At 53.4% G+C, this 14,847-nt stretch carries 17 protein-coding genes and 1 riboswitch; of the genes, 12 read left to right on the top strand and 5 right to left on the bottom strand.

Annotated features, from left to right (window positions below; translation table 11 throughout):
• Positions 1 to 10: 10 nt before the first annotated feature.
• Positions 11 to 742, bottom strand: a complete 732-nt coding sequence (locus tag Q1L85_RS12505) for an urea amidolyase associated protein UAAP1 (protein WP_300427308.1) — start codon at positions 740 to 742, stop codon at positions 11 to 13.
• 227 nt (positions 743 to 969) lie between these two features.
• Positions 970 to 1,075: riboswitch (guanidine-I (ykkC/yxkD leader) on the bottom strand.
• A gap of 377 nt (positions 1,076 to 1,452) precedes the next feature.
• Here Q1L85_RS12505 and Q1L85_RS12510 point away from each other — a divergent pair.
• From Q1L85_RS12510 to nikR, 6 genes are all read left to right on the top strand, one after another.
• A complete protein-coding gene (locus tag Q1L85_RS12510; RefSeq protein WP_300427309.1) occupies positions 1,453 to 2,424 on the top strand; it encodes an ABC transporter substrate-binding protein in 972 nt (323 codons plus the stop codon).
• A gap of 108 nt (positions 2,425 to 2,532) precedes the next feature.
• A complete protein-coding gene (locus Q1L85_RS12515) occupies positions 2,533 to 3,480 on the top strand; it encodes an ABC transporter permease (protein ID WP_300427310.1) in 948 nt (315 codons plus the stop codon).
• Between the two features lie 11 nt (positions 3,481 to 3,491).
• A complete protein-coding gene (locus tag Q1L85_RS12520) occupies positions 3,492 to 4,400 on the top strand; it encodes an ABC transporter ATP-binding protein (RefSeq protein ID WP_300427311.1) in 909 nt (302 codons plus the stop codon).
• The gene (locus Q1L85_RS12525; protein ID WP_300427312.1) at positions 4,400 to 5,173 is read left to right on the top strand and encodes a creatininase family protein; all 774 of its coding nucleotides are present in this window, start codon (positions 4,400 to 4,402) and stop codon (positions 5,171 to 5,173) included. Before Q1L85_RS12520 ends, Q1L85_RS12525 begins: the two co-directional genes overlap by 1 nt.
• Positions 5,174 to 5,187: 14 nt before the next feature.
• Complete coding sequence (glnT, locus tag Q1L85_RS12530) at positions 5,188 to 6,558, top strand: type III glutamate--ammonia ligase (protein WP_300427313.1); 1,371 nt, start codon at positions 5,188 to 5,190, stop codon at positions 6,556 to 6,558.
• Positions 6,559 to 6,594: 36 nt separating this feature from the next.
• Positions 6,595 to 7,044, top strand: a complete 450-nt coding sequence (gene nikR / locus Q1L85_RS12535) for a nickel-responsive transcriptional regulator NikR (RefSeq protein ID WP_300427314.1) — start codon at positions 6,595 to 6,597, stop codon at positions 7,042 to 7,044.
• Here nikR and Q1L85_RS12540 read toward each other — a convergent pair whose 3' ends face one another.
• Both Q1L85_RS12540 and Q1L85_RS12545 read right to left on the bottom strand, forming a co-directional pair.
• A complete protein-coding gene (locus tag Q1L85_RS12540) occupies positions 7,045 to 7,932 on the bottom strand; it encodes a DMT family transporter (RefSeq protein ID WP_300427315.1) in 888 nt (295 codons plus the stop codon). It lies immediately after the preceding gene.
• Positions 7,933 to 8,035: 103 nt separating this feature from the next.
• A complete protein-coding gene (locus tag Q1L85_RS12545) occupies positions 8,036 to 8,545 on the bottom strand; it encodes a glycine cleavage system protein R (protein ID WP_300427316.1) in 510 nt (169 codons plus the stop codon).
• A 204-nt stretch (positions 8,546 to 8,749) separates the two neighbouring features.
• Here Q1L85_RS12545 and Q1L85_RS12550 point away from each other — a divergent pair, with 204 nt between their 5' ends.
• The 4 genes from Q1L85_RS12550 to Q1L85_RS12565 all read left to right on the top strand — a co-directional run bounded on the left by Q1L85_RS12550 (position 8,750) and on the right by Q1L85_RS12565 (position 12,597).
• Entirely contained in the window at positions 8,750 to 10,048 is a 1,299-nt protein-coding gene (locus tag Q1L85_RS12550; protein WP_300427318.1) for a homoserine dehydrogenase, read from the top strand.
• Positions 10,049 to 10,196: 148 nt separating this feature from the next.
• Complete coding sequence (locus tag Q1L85_RS12555) at positions 10,197 to 11,021, top strand: ABC transporter substrate-binding protein (protein WP_300427320.1); 825 nt, start codon at positions 10,197 to 10,199, stop codon at positions 11,019 to 11,021.
• Between the two features lie 131 nt (positions 11,022 to 11,152).
• Positions 11,153 to 12,088 carry a LysR family transcriptional regulator gene (locus Q1L85_RS12560; RefSeq protein WP_300433311.1) on the top strand — a complete coding sequence of 312 codons (936 nt, stop codon included), beginning with the start codon at positions 11,153 to 11,155 and terminating at the stop codon, positions 12,086 to 12,088.
• Between the two features lie 131 nt (positions 12,089 to 12,219).
• Positions 12,220 to 12,597, top strand: a complete 378-nt coding sequence (locus Q1L85_RS12565; RefSeq protein WP_300428202.1) for a hemerythrin family protein — start codon at positions 12,220 to 12,222, stop codon at positions 12,595 to 12,597.
• A gap of 6 nt (positions 12,598 to 12,603) precedes the next feature.
• Here Q1L85_RS12565 and Q1L85_RS12570 read toward each other — a convergent pair whose 3' ends face one another.
• A complete protein-coding gene (locus tag Q1L85_RS12570; RefSeq protein ID WP_300428203.1) occupies positions 12,604 to 13,521 on the bottom strand; it encodes a D-hexose-6-phosphate mutarotase in 918 nt (305 codons plus the stop codon).
• Positions 13,522 to 13,538: 17 nt separating this feature from the next.
• Between Q1L85_RS12570 and Q1L85_RS12575 the strand changes: the two genes are divergently transcribed.
• Together Q1L85_RS12575 and Q1L85_RS12580 are read left to right on the top strand one after the other, a co-directional pair.
• Positions 13,539 to 14,069, top strand: a complete 531-nt coding sequence (locus Q1L85_RS12575; RefSeq protein ID WP_300428204.1) for a GreA/GreB family elongation factor — start codon at positions 13,539 to 13,541, stop codon at positions 14,067 to 14,069.
• Positions 14,070 to 14,133: 64 nt separating this feature from the next.
• Complete coding sequence (locus Q1L85_RS12580) at positions 14,134 to 14,469, top strand: hypothetical protein (RefSeq protein WP_300428205.1); 336 nt, start codon at positions 14,134 to 14,136, stop codon at positions 14,467 to 14,469.
• Between the two features lie 7 nt (positions 14,470 to 14,476).
• Here Q1L85_RS12580 and Q1L85_RS12585 read toward each other — a convergent pair whose 3' ends face one another.
• Positions 14,477 to 14,842 carry a YacL family protein gene (locus Q1L85_RS12585; RefSeq protein ID WP_300428206.1) on the bottom strand — a complete coding sequence of 122 codons (366 nt, stop codon included), beginning with the start codon at positions 14,840 to 14,842 and terminating at the stop codon, positions 14,477 to 14,479.
• Between the last annotated feature and the right edge of the window lie 5 nt (positions 14,843 to 14,847).

Here is a 14,847-nt window from a genome sequence, read left to right on the forward strand (position 1 = left end):
TGACTCTCCCTTACTGGCCAGAAAACTGATAAATCGCGTTGTTTTTGAAGCCGCGGATATTTTCCGGGCGGGAGTTCATGCATTCGTCGTCGGGCTGTACTTCTTTCGCTTTCGCTAAGGCGTAATGTACCGGACGAACGGGATATTCTGCTGCTGGATTCAGTGGATGAGGGCAGGTGTGCATCAGGACCAGAGTGTCCATTTCAAAGCGCAGAACCACTGAATCTCCGGGTTTGCTGTTTGGTTCGTAGCGCAGGTTGCCCTGGCTGTCTGTGGTGACCTTACTGAACAGATTCAGATTCGCCGCCATGTCTTTACGTGTGAGGCCGTATTTCGCCAGCTCGACTAAAAATGCATCGTAGCCGTTCTGGGTCCAGCCATTCAGAGCGTCCTGATACGTTTTCAGCGTCCATTTTTCCTGTAGCTGTTTTTTATTCAGGTTCCCACAGACGGTGTCATGCCAGGCGCAGTCGTCTTCAACGATTGACGCGAACACGCGCCCCATATCGGAGTACAGGCAATGTCCCTGGGTCAGCCTGAACGTGTGCTGGCACTTCAGCGTGTCTGGAGCATTGTATTTTTCCAGCAGGTTTTCCGGGTTGTACATAAGTAGCCCGAGGTTGGCCCCCCCCTTAACGTTGGTGAGTGTCAGTAATGTGCCTTTACGAACCCTCATAGACCAGTGGCAGCCGCCACCCAGTGTGTCTTCATAGAGAGTATCTCCGAGTTGATAGTCAGACATATCGGACTCCTTGTTTGTACGTAAAGGAAAGCTGAACAGCGGTAATTTCTGCGCGGAGAAAACTGCGCTTTCCGCTGATTATAAAGACTGGAATATTCGTACACTCTGGTCGGGACAGATGCGTAAATATCCGGACAAAGCGTTGACTGAAGTTTTTCATTTGAAAGGTACCTGTCAGAGTTGTTTCACGGATTCATAGGCGTGGTGTTATCACCATGCGCTTTCTGATCTCCCGGGCTTTTATCCCGCCGTGTAACCTGCCAGTACGCTGCTGAAGGTCGGCCACTCTCGGTCCAGTCGCTGAGATCAGCCGGAACCCTAGTGCCCTTATTGTGCAGACTGTGCTGCGATATGCGTATATATAGGAATACGCTTTGTTTCCGTAATTTTCAACCCTTATTCAGCCCTTTGTCAGATGCACCTTGAGGGCTCTGCGGTGCACTTTCCCGGTGCGATGCACCAGCATGGTTCGCTTACTCCGGTCGGGGCTTCTCGCTTACGTGACCGCAACGGCGCCTGAAACTCTAGTGTCTGCCAAATCTGACAAATATAGGTAAGTTACCGATTTTTCTGAGTTTTCACGGGTTGCACACGCTCATATTGATGAAGCGGCCGGGCAGGTGTTGAACAGGTGTTACTGCAATGTGGCACAGCCACTGCTTTGTTCGGTATTACGAAACTTAAAAACAGTAATACTTGGGGTAAGCACTATGGCAATGAAGAAAACACTGATCGCAGGTCTGTTTGCCGGACTGATGAGCGCTGCTGGCGCAATTGCAGAGCCGCTGAAGATTGGCTACAGCGACTGGCCGGGTTGGGTCGCCTGGGAAATTGCGATTGAGAAAGACATGTTCGCCAGTGAAGGTGTTGATGTTCAGTTCGAGTGGTTTGACTACGTTGCCAGTATGGATGCCTTTGCTGCCGGTCAGCTTGATGCTGTGACTATGACGAACGGTGATGCACTGGTGACGGGGGCAACCGGCGCCCGGAATGTCATGGTGCTGATCAACGATTACAGTAATGGCAACGATATGGTCGTTGCGGCGCCGGGTATTTCCTCAGTGGCCGAGCTGAAGGGCAAAAAGGTTGGGGTTGAAGTTGGATTTGTCGGACACCTGTTATTACTCAATGCACTGGAAAAGGCAGGTCTGAAAGAGACCGATGTCGAGCTGGTCAATGTCCCAACCAACGAAACACCACAGGTGCTGGCGTCTGGCCAGGTCGATGCCATCGTTGCCTGGCAGCCAAACTCCGGACAGGCACTAAAAATGGTGCCGGGTGCCAAGCGTATTTACTCCAGCGCGGATGAGCCAGGCCTGATTTATGACGTGCTGGCCGTTTCTCCGGACAGTCTCGCCCAGAATAAAGGCGAGTGGCTTAAAGTTCTGAAAGTCTGGTATCAGGCGGTAGATTTCCTCAAAGACCCGGCAACCCGCGAAGAAGCGATCAGCATTATGGCCGCGCGTGTGGGTATTCCTGCAGAAGAGTATAAGGGTTTTATTGATGGCACTAAGATTCTGACTCTGGAAGAAGCGCTGCCATTTATGGAGAAGTCCGAAGGATTTAAGTCTCTGTATGGCTCCAGCAAAATCGCAGACGTGTTTAATGTCGCCAATGAGGTGTATGCCGATGAGCAGCCTGTCGACAGCTACATTGATGCATCATTGATGAAAGCCCTTTAAACCCCGCTCCGGGAGCGTACTGCGCTCCCGAACACTCCGAATATTTTATTTATATGTCGAGACCGGCAGGGCGATTTCTGCCTGTCTCGCTGAGCCAGGGACCCAATCATGTCGTTGATCGCTGTGAATAAAGCCTTGCCTGCGAGAACCCGTCGTTGGGTTACGCTCGCGAGCTTCGGGCTACCGATTCTGCTCTGGTGTCTGGTGAGTTATGTCCCGTTTATCTGGCACCCGATGGTCGAAATCACCGCACCAGGCGGCGTCAGCTACTTCCGCGAAGGTATGCTGGTGGATAAGCCGCTGTTTGCCCGCGAATTCGAAAACATGGCGGAGCAGGGTAAGGGACTCCCCGAAGGGAATCCGGCCAATCCTGTGTATCTGCCTGCTCCACATGAAGTGGCCACTGCGTTTTATACAGCGTTTACGACTGAGCCAGCGCGCCGCAGTGAAAAATGGCTGCATGAAAGTCTCTGGAGCAGTATTCAGGTGATTTTCTGGGGGTTCGTTCTCTCTTCTGTGATTGGAATTCCTCTTGGCATACTGGCTGGCACCTACCATTTCTTTTCGCGCCTTATCGAACCCTTTATTGAGTTCTTCCGTTATCTGCCAGCGCCTGCCTTTGGTGCATTGGCTGTTGCTATTCTCGGGATTTATCAGGCCCCTAAGATTGCCATTATTTTTATCGGGACCTTTTTTCAGCAGGTGCTGGTGGTGGCAAATACCACCCGCAAACTTGATCCCTCACTGCTCGAAGCAGCACAGACATTAGGAGCCGGCAACCGCTCCATGCTGTTCCGTGTCGTTGTTCCCGGAATTCTGCCAGACCTGTATCGCGATACCCGCATTCTGCTGGGCTGGGCCTGGACCTACCTGATTGTGGCTGAGCTGATCGGCACCAGTTCCGGGATTACCTGGTTTATTACTCAGCAGGCCCGCTACAAGAATTTCGATAATGTGTTTGCTGCGATCATCATGATCGGCATCCTCGGACTGACGATTGATCTGTTACTTGCCTGGCTGGGGCGTCGGCTTTTTCCATGGCAGCAGGGTAAATAAAAGGAGTCACTATGACTGATGTTTCATTGCCCAGTTATCTGGATCAGAGCGACGCTGTCCGCGATCGCTTCGAACGTCTGAAAAAGCGGCCTGTTGCGCTTGAAGTCCGGGATCTGCATAAAGTGTTTCCGAGCAGAAACGGCCCGGTGACGGCGTTAAAGAATATTAATCTCAATATTCATAAGCGTGAGTTTGTCTGCGTTATCGGGCCTTCGGGGTGCGGTAAGTCGACCTTGATCAGAATCCTTGCGGGACTGGAGCAGCCAAGCTCTGGTCAGGTCCTGCTGAATGGCGAGCCAGTGACAAAGCCCGGACCGGAGCGCGGCATGGTATTTCAGGGGTATACCCTGTTTCCCTGGTTGAGTGTGAAAGAGAACATCATGTTTGGCTTGCGCGAAAGTGGTTACGACAAAAGCGCGGCCGAACAGGAAGCCCGGCAGTGGATTGATCTTATCGGGCTGGCACGCTTTGAGAACAGCTATCCGAATCAGTTGTCCGGCGGTATGAAGCAGAGGGTAGCCATTGCCCGGGCATTGGCAAACCGTCCGAAAGTGCTGCTGATGGATGAGCCTTTTGGGGCGCTTGATGCTCAGACCCGGGCAAAAATGCAGGCGTATCTTCTTGAGATCTGGAAGAACATCGATATTACCGTGTTCTTTATTACGCACGATCTTGATGAGGCGGTGTACCTCGCAGACCGTATTCTGGTGCTGAAAGCCAATCCCGGTGAAATACAGGAACTGGTCGAAGTGCCTGTGCCTCAGCCGCGTTCACCAGATCAGTTCTTGTCGCCGGAGTTTCTGGCGACGAAACAGCACATTGAACATTTGATTCACCCGCCGGTAGAAGAGGACGAGTCTGATCATCTGAACCTGGTGCGCATGGTTCATGTAAATGACGATGTCGGGAGTGTGTTCTGATGTATGAGCTGCACCAGATGACCTGGGAAGAAGTGGCGGGGGCCGTAAAAAAGGGTATTCAGACCGCCATTCTTCCGGTTGGAGCGACCGAGCAACATGGCCCTCATATGGGCTGTGGTATGGACAGCGCGATCGCCTCTCGTCTGTGCCGGGATGTCGCTGCTGAAGTCCCTGTAATTCTGTTGCCCACGCTGCCCTATGGCTGTTCTGTCGGGCATTCGAGACGTTGGCCGGGAACGCTGGCGCTGAACCCCAAAACGTTGATTGATGTGGTTTCTGATCTTGGCGATTGGGTCGTCAGTGCCGGAATCCGCCGTCTTGTTCTTATTAATGGCCATGTGACAAATGAAGCACCACTGCGCTGTGCTCTGGAAATTCTGCGCGCGCGTCACGACGGCTTTATGGTGTCACTGGTTCATACCGCTCGTATTTCGCCGAGGGTTCGTGATGCTCATTTTGCGGATGCCGAAGACTGGCACGCCAACGATGCGGAAACCGCCCTGATGATGGCTCTTGCTCCGGAAATGGTGCGTCCCGACCGGCTTCAGGACGCTGACGATCCGGACCGCACCGGAGGCTGCGTGTTCAGTCATCCGGTCAACCGTACAAGTACCAACGGAGTCACCGGATTTCCGTCGCTGGCTTCTGCCGACAAAGGCAAACAACTCTATCGCTGGATGTGCGAAGACCTGACCGGGCTTCTGAGCCGGGCCGTTATGGAAGAACCGCCACTCGATGTCAGTTACAACGATTCCATTGTTAACGAGCTATAACGCAGGTGAACACCATGATTGAAGTTAAACCGGATGCTGAAATCAGCGCTATTCAGGATGATCTGAAACGTCGCGGCGTGAAATATTGCATGGGTACCTATGTCGATATTCACGGTATTCCTAAAGGAAAAGTCGTGCCGCTATCGCACCTCCATCACATGGCGCATGGTTCTGAGCTGTACACCGGCTATGCACTGGATGGCCTTGGGCAGGCGCCAAACGACGATGAAATTGCGTCGGTGCCCGATCTTGATCAGATCATTCAGCTGCCCTGGCAGCCGGAAGTCGCCTGGATGCCCGCAGACAACACGCTTTACGGTGAGCCCTATATGTTAAATACCCGGGTGTTGCTGAAGTCTGTGCTTAAGCAGGCCGAGGCGATGGGCTTTGGTATGAATCTGGGTATTGAGGCGGAAGTTTTTCTCCTCAAGAAAGACGAGAACGGCAAGCTGGTCGCGCCAGACCCCGACGATAAACTGAAGAAGCCTTGTTATGACACCCGCGCATTTCTCAGTAACTTCAGCTGGTTGGATAAAATGGCGACCAGTATTAACGAGCTGGGGTGGGGGCTGTATTCGTTTGATCATGAAGATGCCAACGGCCAGTTTGAATTCGATTTTAATTACGCCGATGCCGTCACCACCTGCGATCGTTTTACATTTCTGAAAATGATGGCTAAGGAATACGCAAAAGAAGAAGGTCTGCTCGCGACTTTTATGCCGAAGCCCTTTTCCAACAAAACCGGAAATGGCGCGCATTTTAATATGTCGCTTTACGATCTGGAGACGCGGGAAAATCTCTTTCAGTGCCAGCCATCTGATGATCCGAACGGACTTGGACTGACAGAGCTCGGGTATCAGTTTATCGGCGGTATTCTGAAACACGGCCCGGCCTTGTGTGCGGTGTTTGCGCCCACAGTGAACTCGTACAAACGATTGGTCCGCCAGGGGGATATGCCGTATTTCACCTGGGCGCCGGTATTTAATTCTTACGGATCTAATAACCGTACCAATTCGGTTCGTGTGCCCATGGGCGGCGGGCGCTGTGAATCCCGCAATGCGGATGGTGCCGTCAACCCTTATCTGGCGTGCGCACTGGTGCTTGCCGCGGGGCTCGAAGGTGTCCGCGAAGCGATCGATCCCGGCAAGCCCCAGGAGACCAATCTGTACGAATTATCCGAGCAGGAAAGGGAAGAGCTGGGGATCGGTTTCTTACCCCGCACTCTGGATGAGGCAATCACTGCGTTTGATGCCGATCCGTTTGTCGAGCAGGTGCTGGGCAAGGAGCTGAAACAGGAGTTCATCCGGTATAAGCGCGCAGAGTGGAATGAATATCACACTGCGGTCAGCCAGTGGGAAATCGAGAAGTACAGCCATCTGTTTTAAGGCGGGGCAGTCACTGCCCGAACAGGGAGAACGCCGATGAGTCAGAAAGATAAGGTCAGTCGTATCAGCATTTCTTTGCCCGAACACCTTCTGGGCGGGCTGGATGATATGGTGGCTCAACGAGGCTTTGAAAGCCGCTCACAGGCGATCTGCGACATGATTGGCCGCGAGATTAATGAATTTCGCGGTCAGTCGGGCAGTGACGTGATGACAGGCACGCTGAATCTGGTGTTTAACCATGCGTTACCGGGTCTGCATAAAAAGCTGCATGATCTGCAGTACGAGTACATCGACGAAGTCATCAGTAATCTCAGTGTGAACCTCACGGATACTCATACCTTGTCGGTGATTCTGGTGCAGGGGCCTGCGGATCGGTTACAGATGATTGCCGATAAGCTGGTGAGCCTCAGGGGCGTCAGTCATGGGCGCCTGCTGTTGAATTCCTCGCATGTCATTCCGCCGATTCACAGTAAGCAGGCGGGGTGATTACGCGCGCTTTAACCACAGACGAACCGCTTTCCAGCGGTTAACAATGAGCGCCAGGAAGATCAGGCCGCAGCCCGCCAGCTGACTTGCTTCCATACGCTCTCCGAACCACATGGCGGCAAAGAGAGACGTCCATACCGGCTCGACAATCATAATCACGGCAGCATGACTGGGGCTCGTCATGCTCTGCGCGTATGTCTGGATAAAGAAACGGGCGGCAGTTCCTACCGTGACGCTCAGAAACAGCCACCACCACATGTCACCGGTCCAGACTGACGGCCAATCTTCAAAGCCTGCCGACAGCACCAGGGCAACGATACCGACAATCGACAGTTGAATGCTGCTCAGAGCGAGCGCAGGCACGTGACTGGCCGCGCGTCCATTAAGAATAAAGGTCAATGACAGGAGCAGGGCCGCGATGAAAAAGAGTACCTGACTTAGCTCCGGACGAAAGCCATGTTGCAGAGACAGCAGGGCCAGACCAGCAAACGCCAGCGGCAACGCAATCCAGTTAGCACGGCTGATACGGTCGCGGAAAAAAATCCAGCTGACGAGCGGTACGAGTACCACGGCCAGACTGGTGATAAACGAGCCCTCGCCGAGGTTAGTCGCGCTGAACAGACCCATGATCCAGGTCGACATAGCGATACCGAACAGAATGCCGACGGCCGATGATGCTTTCCATTGCTGGGGTGTCAGGCGCTGCAGTGACTTCCATCCCGGGCCGGCCAGCAGCAGGCCGGCAAACAGAAAACGCACACCAATAAAGAGCAGCGGTGGAAATCCGTTCAGGGCTTCTTTGGAGAACATCCAGCTGATGGCGGCGAGCACAGTTACGACCAGCAACAGCAGGTCTGCTTTCAGCATGGAATGAGAAGGGGTGGACACGTTGTTAACACCTGATTTTGACAGGCGCGGAGTATTTCACAGACAGCGAGGGGCTGTCCCGTTCAAAAGTGACAAATCCCTCGCTGGAACAATGTGTCGTCGTTCAGCGTTCAATTTCGACCATCAGGTCGTCGGACAGAGCTTCAAGTGCATCACTGATATCGTCGGTATCCATACCGGCGGGAACACTTACCAGAGCTTCGCTGCGGAACAGTGGCACGGCGGACATCTCGGCAGGTTCGCAGCTGGTGGTCAGCTCAAGAACGTTTACGCCAAGCGTTGCGAGTGCACGGGATACCTCGCGGACAATCCCCGGCCGGTCATTACCCACCACACTCAGCTGAAGGTGCGTACCGGCTTCTGCGGCGATGGCGCCGGGGTCTTCAACTTTGACCTGAATGCCTTTGGTTCCGAGCGAAGCCAGTGCAGAGACGAGACTATTGGTTTTGTCTTCATCAATGCTGACTCTGAGGATGCCGGCAAACTTTCCAGCCATCTGCGCCATGCGGCTTTCGAGCCAGTTGCCGCCGTGGTCGGCGATGGTGGCGGACAGCTTTTCTACGATGCCTGGCTTGTCGTCAGCAATGATAGTGAGTACCAGATAGGTCGACATAGGTTATTCCTGATTATTCTTTTTCGTGCTTCGACGTTATCACAGGGGTGGGTCAAAAGACATAAGGCTCAATGAGAGAAGCGTGGGGCGAATTAATTACTTCCGGAGGATTTAGTCCGGCGCGTTCTATGGTACATTTACGACCAAATTGGCACAGGCCTGCACTGAATGGCAGGCCCGACAGACCTGACAGGAGAGAACATCTTGAAACCGGTAAAAGTGGGTATCTGTGGTTTAGGTACAGTAGGTGGTGGCACGTTTAACGTCCTCACTAAGAATGCGAAAGAGATTGCTCGTCGTGCCGGTCGCGAGATTATTATCGAACAGGTCACACTGCGTCGCCCTAACCCTGCGGTTGATACGACCGGTGTGAAGACCACCGCCGATGTCTTTGAGGTTGTGAATAACCCTGATATCGACATCATCGTCGAACTGATTGGTGGGTACACCATCGCTAAAGATGTGGTGATGTCTGCCATTGAAAATGGTAAGCACGTTGTTACTGCGAACAAAGCGCTGATCGCTGTTTACGGTGAAGAGATTTTTGCTGCTGCTGAAGCCAAAGGCGTTTCTGTGACTTATGAAGCAGCCGTGGCTGGCGGTATTCCTATCATTAAAGCCATCCGTGAGGGTCTGGCGGCAAACCGCATCAACTGGCTGGCAGGCATCATTAACGGCACAGGTAACTTCATCCTGACCGAGATGCGTGACAAAGGTCGGGATTTTGCTGATGTCCTCGCCGAAGCACAGGCGCTGGGGTATGCCGAAGCCGATCCGACGTTTGATGTCGAAGGGATTGATGCTGCCCACAAGCTGACCATTCTGTCGTCGATTGCTTACGGTATTCCGCTGCAGTTCCAGCACTGCTACACCGAGGGTATCAGTAAGGTTGCGCCGGAAGATGTCGAGTACGCAGAAGAACTTGGCTACCGGATTAAACATCTGGGTATCAGTCGTCGCACTGATCGTGGTATCGATCTGCGCGTACACCCGACCATGATCCCTGAGCATCGTCCAATCGCTAAGGTGGATGGTGTCCTGAATGCTGTAACAGTTAACGGCGATGCGGTGGGTGATACCCTGTACGTCGGTGCGGGTGCTGGTGCAGGCCCGACTGCTTCAGCGGTGGTGGCTGATATCATCGATCTGGCGCGGACGATGGACGCGCCTGCGTCGGCCAGCGTTAATCACCTTGCGTTCGATACCATCGACGATGTGCGCGTTCTGCCGATCGAGCAGGTTGAAACGGCATATTACCTGCGCATTCAGGTTCAGGACCGCACGGGTGTTCTGGCCAGCATTGCAACCATACTGAGCCAGCGCGAGATCAATATCGAAGCACTGATTCAGAAAGAAGGGCCAGAAGATGACGCGTTGGCGCAGATCATTATTCTGACTCACCGCGTGGAAGAGCAGAAGATGGACGAAGCCATTGCTGCGATCGAAACTCTCGACAGTACCCACGGTAAAGTGACCCGCATCCGCGTCGAGCACCTCGACTGAACCATTCCCTGTCTCTCAGGTGGCTGCTTCTGGCTGCCTGAGAGGTACTGCCAATCCGGGCTTTTCACTAAGCTTACGCCTCTGGCCGGACATGACTGTGTTTATGCTCTATCCTTGCCTTAAATAAACACTGAAGAGGCCCCCGATAATGCGTTTCCTGTTCACACTGGTAGCACTGGCATCCCTGATGAGTGCACTGGTATCCCCGGCGCATGCCGAATTGTCACAGGAAGACAAAGTTATCCGCCTTTCATCCCTTGAATGGCCTCCATATTCTGGTGCTGATCTCCCTGAGCAGGGGGCCACTATTGCAGTTGTCCGTGCTGCGCTGGCTGAGATGGGTTACGAACTTGAAGTGACCTTCTTTCCATGGAGTCGTGCCGTCAACCTGGCTGCAGATGCCGGTAGCGGTTTTCACGGCTACTTCCCCGAGTATTACAGCGACGAAGTCAGCCGGACATTCCGTTATTCTGACCCGGTGGGTTATGGCCCCCTCGGTTTCGTTCAGTCGGTCGGTTCTGATATCGAATGGAGTAGCCTGACCGAGCTTGACCGCTATGTGATCGGTACCGTGAAGGATTACGTGAATACCAAAGAATTCGACAGTCTGGTGGAGAGTCGTTCATTGAGCGTCAGCGAAGCATTGAACGATACCAGCAACCTTCTGAAAGTCGCTTATCGTCGTATTGATATGGCTGTGGTCGATCAGAATGTGATGAAGTTTCTGCTATCAGATGATCCGGACCTTCGCCGTATCTCGGGCGAAATTGAATTTAATCCAAAGTTGCTCGATATGAAGTCACTTTATGTGTGCTTCAGTCTGCGCAACCGGGAACTGGCTGAAATTCTCAATCAGGGGCTGGCCAGCATCGACGTAAATGCCATCCAGGAAGCGTATTTCGCGCGTCTGGAAGATGCATCCGGCGCCAGCCTGTCTCTGCGTAAGTCGCCACTGCGTTCCGCTGAGAACTGATTTCTCTCATACCCGACCGTCATTTCTGACGGTTTCTTCTGATTCCCCTGGCAGGCAGGAATATCACTGCTGTGAATGCAGACGCCAGGGGGTATAATCCCGCGCATTCTCACGACGAATCGCAGGCCTACATGAACCTCGACCGAATTGACCTGAATCTGCTGGTGTATCTGGATGTATTGCTGCGCGAAGGCAGCGTAACCAAAGCGGCGCATCAGCTGGGTATTACGCAACCGGCAATGAGCAATGGCCTGCGTCGTCTGCGTGAATTATTCGGTGATCCTCTTCTGGTCCGCACCTCTGAAGGCATGACAGCGACTGAGCGGGCGCAGGAGCTTCAGCCAGTTATCCGTAAGGCGCTGGGTGAACTGGAAATGGCGCTGCAGCCACTCGAAGAATTTGAAGCGCAGGTCAGTCACCGTGTGTTCCGGATCATGGTCAGTGACTACGCCGAATCTACTCTGGTGCCTGAGCTTGTAAAACGTCTCCGCAGCGATGCCCCGGACGTGATTCTTGATGTTCTGACGCCATCGGATGTGACGTTCAAAGATGTTGAGGCCGGTAAAGTCGATATGGCGATCAACCGTTTCGATGAGATGCCGCAGTCGTTTCATCAGATGACGCTGTGGCAGGACGACTTTGTGTGTCTGGTTAATCCGGACCATCCCCGCGTCAGTCAGTTTGATCTCGACGCTTATCTTGCCAGTAAGCATATCTGGGTGAGTAAAACCGGCATGGGAGCTGGCGTTGGTATCGACCCGGAAAAAGTCGTACGTCTCGGGTGGGTCGACAATGCGCTGTCTAAGCTGGGCCAGAAACGCAAGATCTCAGTCTTCACCCGACACTACCAGATGCCGGCGCTGCTCGCCCTGAACAACGATCTGGTGGCAACACTGCCAAGAAAAGTGGCGGATATGCAGGCAGAATCTGCATCGCTTCTGGTGAAAGAGCCACCTTTCTCCATTCCGCCATTCGAACTGAAAATGGCCTGGTCGCCACTGCTTCAGCATCATCAGGCACACCGTTGGTTGCGGCGTACGATTGTGGACGTTGCTCAGCGTTGCTGACAAAACTGTCGGTAACCGGATTTCTTGATCTGCATCAATCGCAATTTCTCCGATTCCTACGAAACTGAACACCAGTATATTTGGGGAACGGGGGGCCGGTGATGGCCTTGATTTTCTGGGACTGTCCGCGCGTGGCAGCCGATTTTATGAACGAAGAGCATGAGACCTTCGTTGATCTTATGAACGAAGCCGAAGATGCGCTGACGCTCGGACGCTTTAATCTCCAGCATTTCCGCCGTCTGGTTCAGCATTGTCAGGAGCACTTTGCTCACGAAGAGCGTGAGATGGTCCGCACCGGATTCCCGGCGTACGAGTGCCACAAGCAAGAGCATGACCGGGTCATGACGGCCATGCTGGAATTGCTGTCACTCTACGAAGACACTGAAAATATTGCGCCGCTTCTTGAGTTTGTGCAGGACGCTCTGCCGGAGTGGTTTGTGCGTCATATAAGTTCGATGGATAAAGTCACTGGCGAATATCTGGCACGGCATAAAACCTCAGCGGCCTGACGCGGTTCACGCCGGTGAGGCTTTGCTCAGAGTCATGGTCAGTGTGTGAGAGCGTCCGGGAGCTATCTGAATCCAGTCGTCCAGTGCGTTTGCGGTTTCTACGCAGAACATTCGTTGCCAGGCATCATCAGGAAACTGACTTAACCGGGCTGCCTTATCGACCCAGGGGTTCCAGACAATAGCTGACTCAGAGTCGGAGGTAAGCAGCATGTTCCGGCCTTCTGATATGAGGCTGATGTGTGCCGGGCTCTGATAGATCCGATCGGTTTCTTCGGTAAATACCACCGGACCTTGCTGTGTTCTGGTCGTCCAGTTATCCAGTGCATCGGTGTAGCGGCATCCCTCCAGTCCGGCAACCCGGGTCTCGTGGATGTCTTTTACCGGAAAGTAGGTGTGCAATGCCTGGGTGATGGCAAGCGGCGTGGCGCCTGCGGTCGTCGTCAGCGCGAGAGAGAGGCGTTCGCCTGTCATGCTTATCGTCAGTTTAAGTTCTGCCTCCGCTTCCCATAGGGAAGAGGATTTCTGGTGGTATGCCAGAGTCATTGTCACCGATGACGCGGTTTCCTCAAGGGCATCCAGTTGCCATTCAACCCCACGCACGAGCCCGTGCGCAGGAGCAGTCTCGTCAGCACACAGCTTTTTTACTTCAGCAGGGTTCTTGCCGAGGTCACCAAACCAGGGCCAGCAGACTGGAATACCGCCACGCACGGATACACCCGTTTTAAACTCGGCCGTCTCGCTCAGCCAGATCCAGTTGTCTTCTCCTGTGGGAGTAAAGCTCAGTAACTGTGCTCCCTGAGTCAGAATATCAGCCGAAAAATGCGGATGGCGCACCTGAATACAATGCAACTGCCCACGAGGTTCCAGGCGGCAGAACTGACTCTGTGTCAGCGTAGTATTCAGATCAGCGGTATACTCTGGCATACAGGCTCCTAACGAAGATGAAAAACGTCATCATGACACAGCCGTATTTTGATAAACAGACTCTGAAAAATGCCTTACTCGAAGCTCTGGATGCCGCCATTGATGCGGCAATGCAGGCTGCGCGCGAAGCTCAGGCAACCGCTTCTCACGAAGGCAATAAACCAGAAAATAAATGGGACACGTTAGCGCTCGAAGCGGCGTATCTGGCACACGGACAATCAGAGAGAATTCTGAAGCTGCAGGAGCAACGAATCGCTCTGGGGAAATGGACCGTTCCTGATCTGGATGCAGACGATATGATACGCAACGGCGCCTGTGTGACGGTCGGGCTTGAGGGTATTCACCGGCACCTATTTATTGCACCGCTTGGTGGCTATCAATTGCGGATAGAGAATTCAGATGCTGCTGCCGCTGGAGTTGCTGATGTGGTCGTCGTCAGTCATGAGACGCCTCTGGCCCGGGCACTGACCGGACGCTGTGAGGGTGACGAAGTGACACTGACGCTGGGTGGAAAAAGCGCCAGCTGGGAAATTATCGGGGTTTGCTGATACCCAGCGGAATTTTTCAGAGTGACGGGCAGTCATACTTGTTGATCCGGCCGGAGAATTTATTATGGATATGCTGATTGCACTTGCTGCACTGATACTTTTTACCGTCGTTCCCGTCATGCTGTCGGCCCGCCTGATGGGCGCACGGTATCCTCGTTTCGGTCGTAGCCTGTTGGCAGTCATTGCAGCGGCACTGGCACACATCCTTGCGTTGTATGCGTTGCGCGACCCTTTGATCGCGCATTTTCTGGCGCTGTTTCTGACGGCGGTTATCTTCGCCGCTCTTCTGGGAGCAAAGATTGTTCAGGCGTTTTTTATCGCGGTAGTGGCCGTTATTATTCAGGTATTGATTGGTTTCGGGCTGGCGGCCATGGGTATCGCTTTCGAACAGATGTTCTGACCGTAATTCAGCTCTGAATAAAATCCTGCCAGTCGCGCAACAGATCGAGCAGATCTTCCAGGCCGCAACCAGAAGACTGTTCATCTTCGTATAGCGTCAGGCCTTCGTCGCGATATTCTTCGTCCAGCACATCGTTGCTGACAATAACCACGTCGACTTCTTCGGACGTCAGTTGAACCTCAAAGCCTTTGTCGGTGAGCAAGGCTTCACGTTCCCGCCCACTGCGAAGATTTTCGAGAAGCGACAGCAGGGCGGCCAGCTGGTTTTTATCGCGCACAACTGTGCCGTTCAACCACTGCGCCATGGCTTCCTGGCCCATCTCCAGCCGGATAACCGGCTGTCCGTAATCGTCGTAAGTAAATTCGTAGTCCAAGGGAA

The organism is uncultured Thalassolituus sp., from assembly GCF_950066645.1.
In the GTDB taxonomy this organism is placed as follows: Bacteria; Pseudomonadota; Gammaproteobacteria; order Pseudomonadales; family Oceanobacteraceae; genus Thalassolituus.

Excerpts from the sequence above, each read along its gene's own strand:
- Q1L85_RS12505 (WP_300427308.1), bottom strand. The coding sequence starts at position 742 with ATGTCTGACTATCAACTCGGAGATACTCTCTATGAAGACACACTGGGT.
- Q1L85_RS12510 (WP_300427309.1), top strand. The coding sequence starts at position 1,453 with ATGGCAATGAAGAAAACACTGATCGCAGGTCTGTTTGCCGGACTGATG.
- Q1L85_RS12515 (WP_300427310.1), top strand. The coding sequence starts at position 2,533 with ATGTCGTTGATCGCTGTGAATAAAGCCTTGCCTGCGAGAACCCGTCGT.
- Q1L85_RS12520 (WP_300427311.1), top strand. The coding sequence starts at position 3,492 with ATGACTGATGTTTCATTGCCCAGTTATCTGGATCAGAGCGACGCTGTC.
- Q1L85_RS12525 (WP_300427312.1), top strand. The coding sequence starts at position 4,400 with ATGTATGAGCTGCACCAGATGACCTGGGAAGAAGTGGCGGGGGCCGTA.
- glnT (WP_300427313.1), top strand. The coding sequence starts at position 5,188 with ATGATTGAAGTTAAACCGGATGCTGAAATCAGCGCTATTCAGGATGAT.
- nikR (WP_300427314.1), top strand. The coding sequence starts at position 6,595 with ATGAGTCAGAAAGATAAGGTCAGTCGTATCAGCATTTCTTTGCCCGAA.
- Q1L85_RS12545 (WP_300427316.1), bottom strand. The coding sequence starts at position 8,545 with ATGTCGACCTATCTGGTACTCACTATCATTGCTGACGACAAGCCAGGC.
- Q1L85_RS12555 (WP_300427320.1), top strand. The coding sequence starts at position 10,197 with ATGCGTTTCCTGTTCACACTGGTAGCACTGGCATCCCTGATGAGTGCA.
- Q1L85_RS12560 (WP_300433311.1), top strand. The coding sequence starts at position 11,153 with ATGAACCTCGACCGAATTGACCTGAATCTGCTGGTGTATCTGGATGTA.
- Q1L85_RS12570 (WP_300428203.1), bottom strand. The coding sequence starts at position 13,521 with ATGCCAGAGTATACCGCTGATCTGAATACTACGCTGACACAGAGTCAG.
- Q1L85_RS12575 (WP_300428204.1), top strand. The coding sequence starts at position 13,539 with ATGAAAAACGTCATCATGACACAGCCGTATTTTGATAAACAGACTCTG.
- Q1L85_RS12580 (WP_300428205.1), top strand. The coding sequence starts at position 14,134 with ATGGATATGCTGATTGCACTTGCTGCACTGATACTTTTTACCGTCGTT.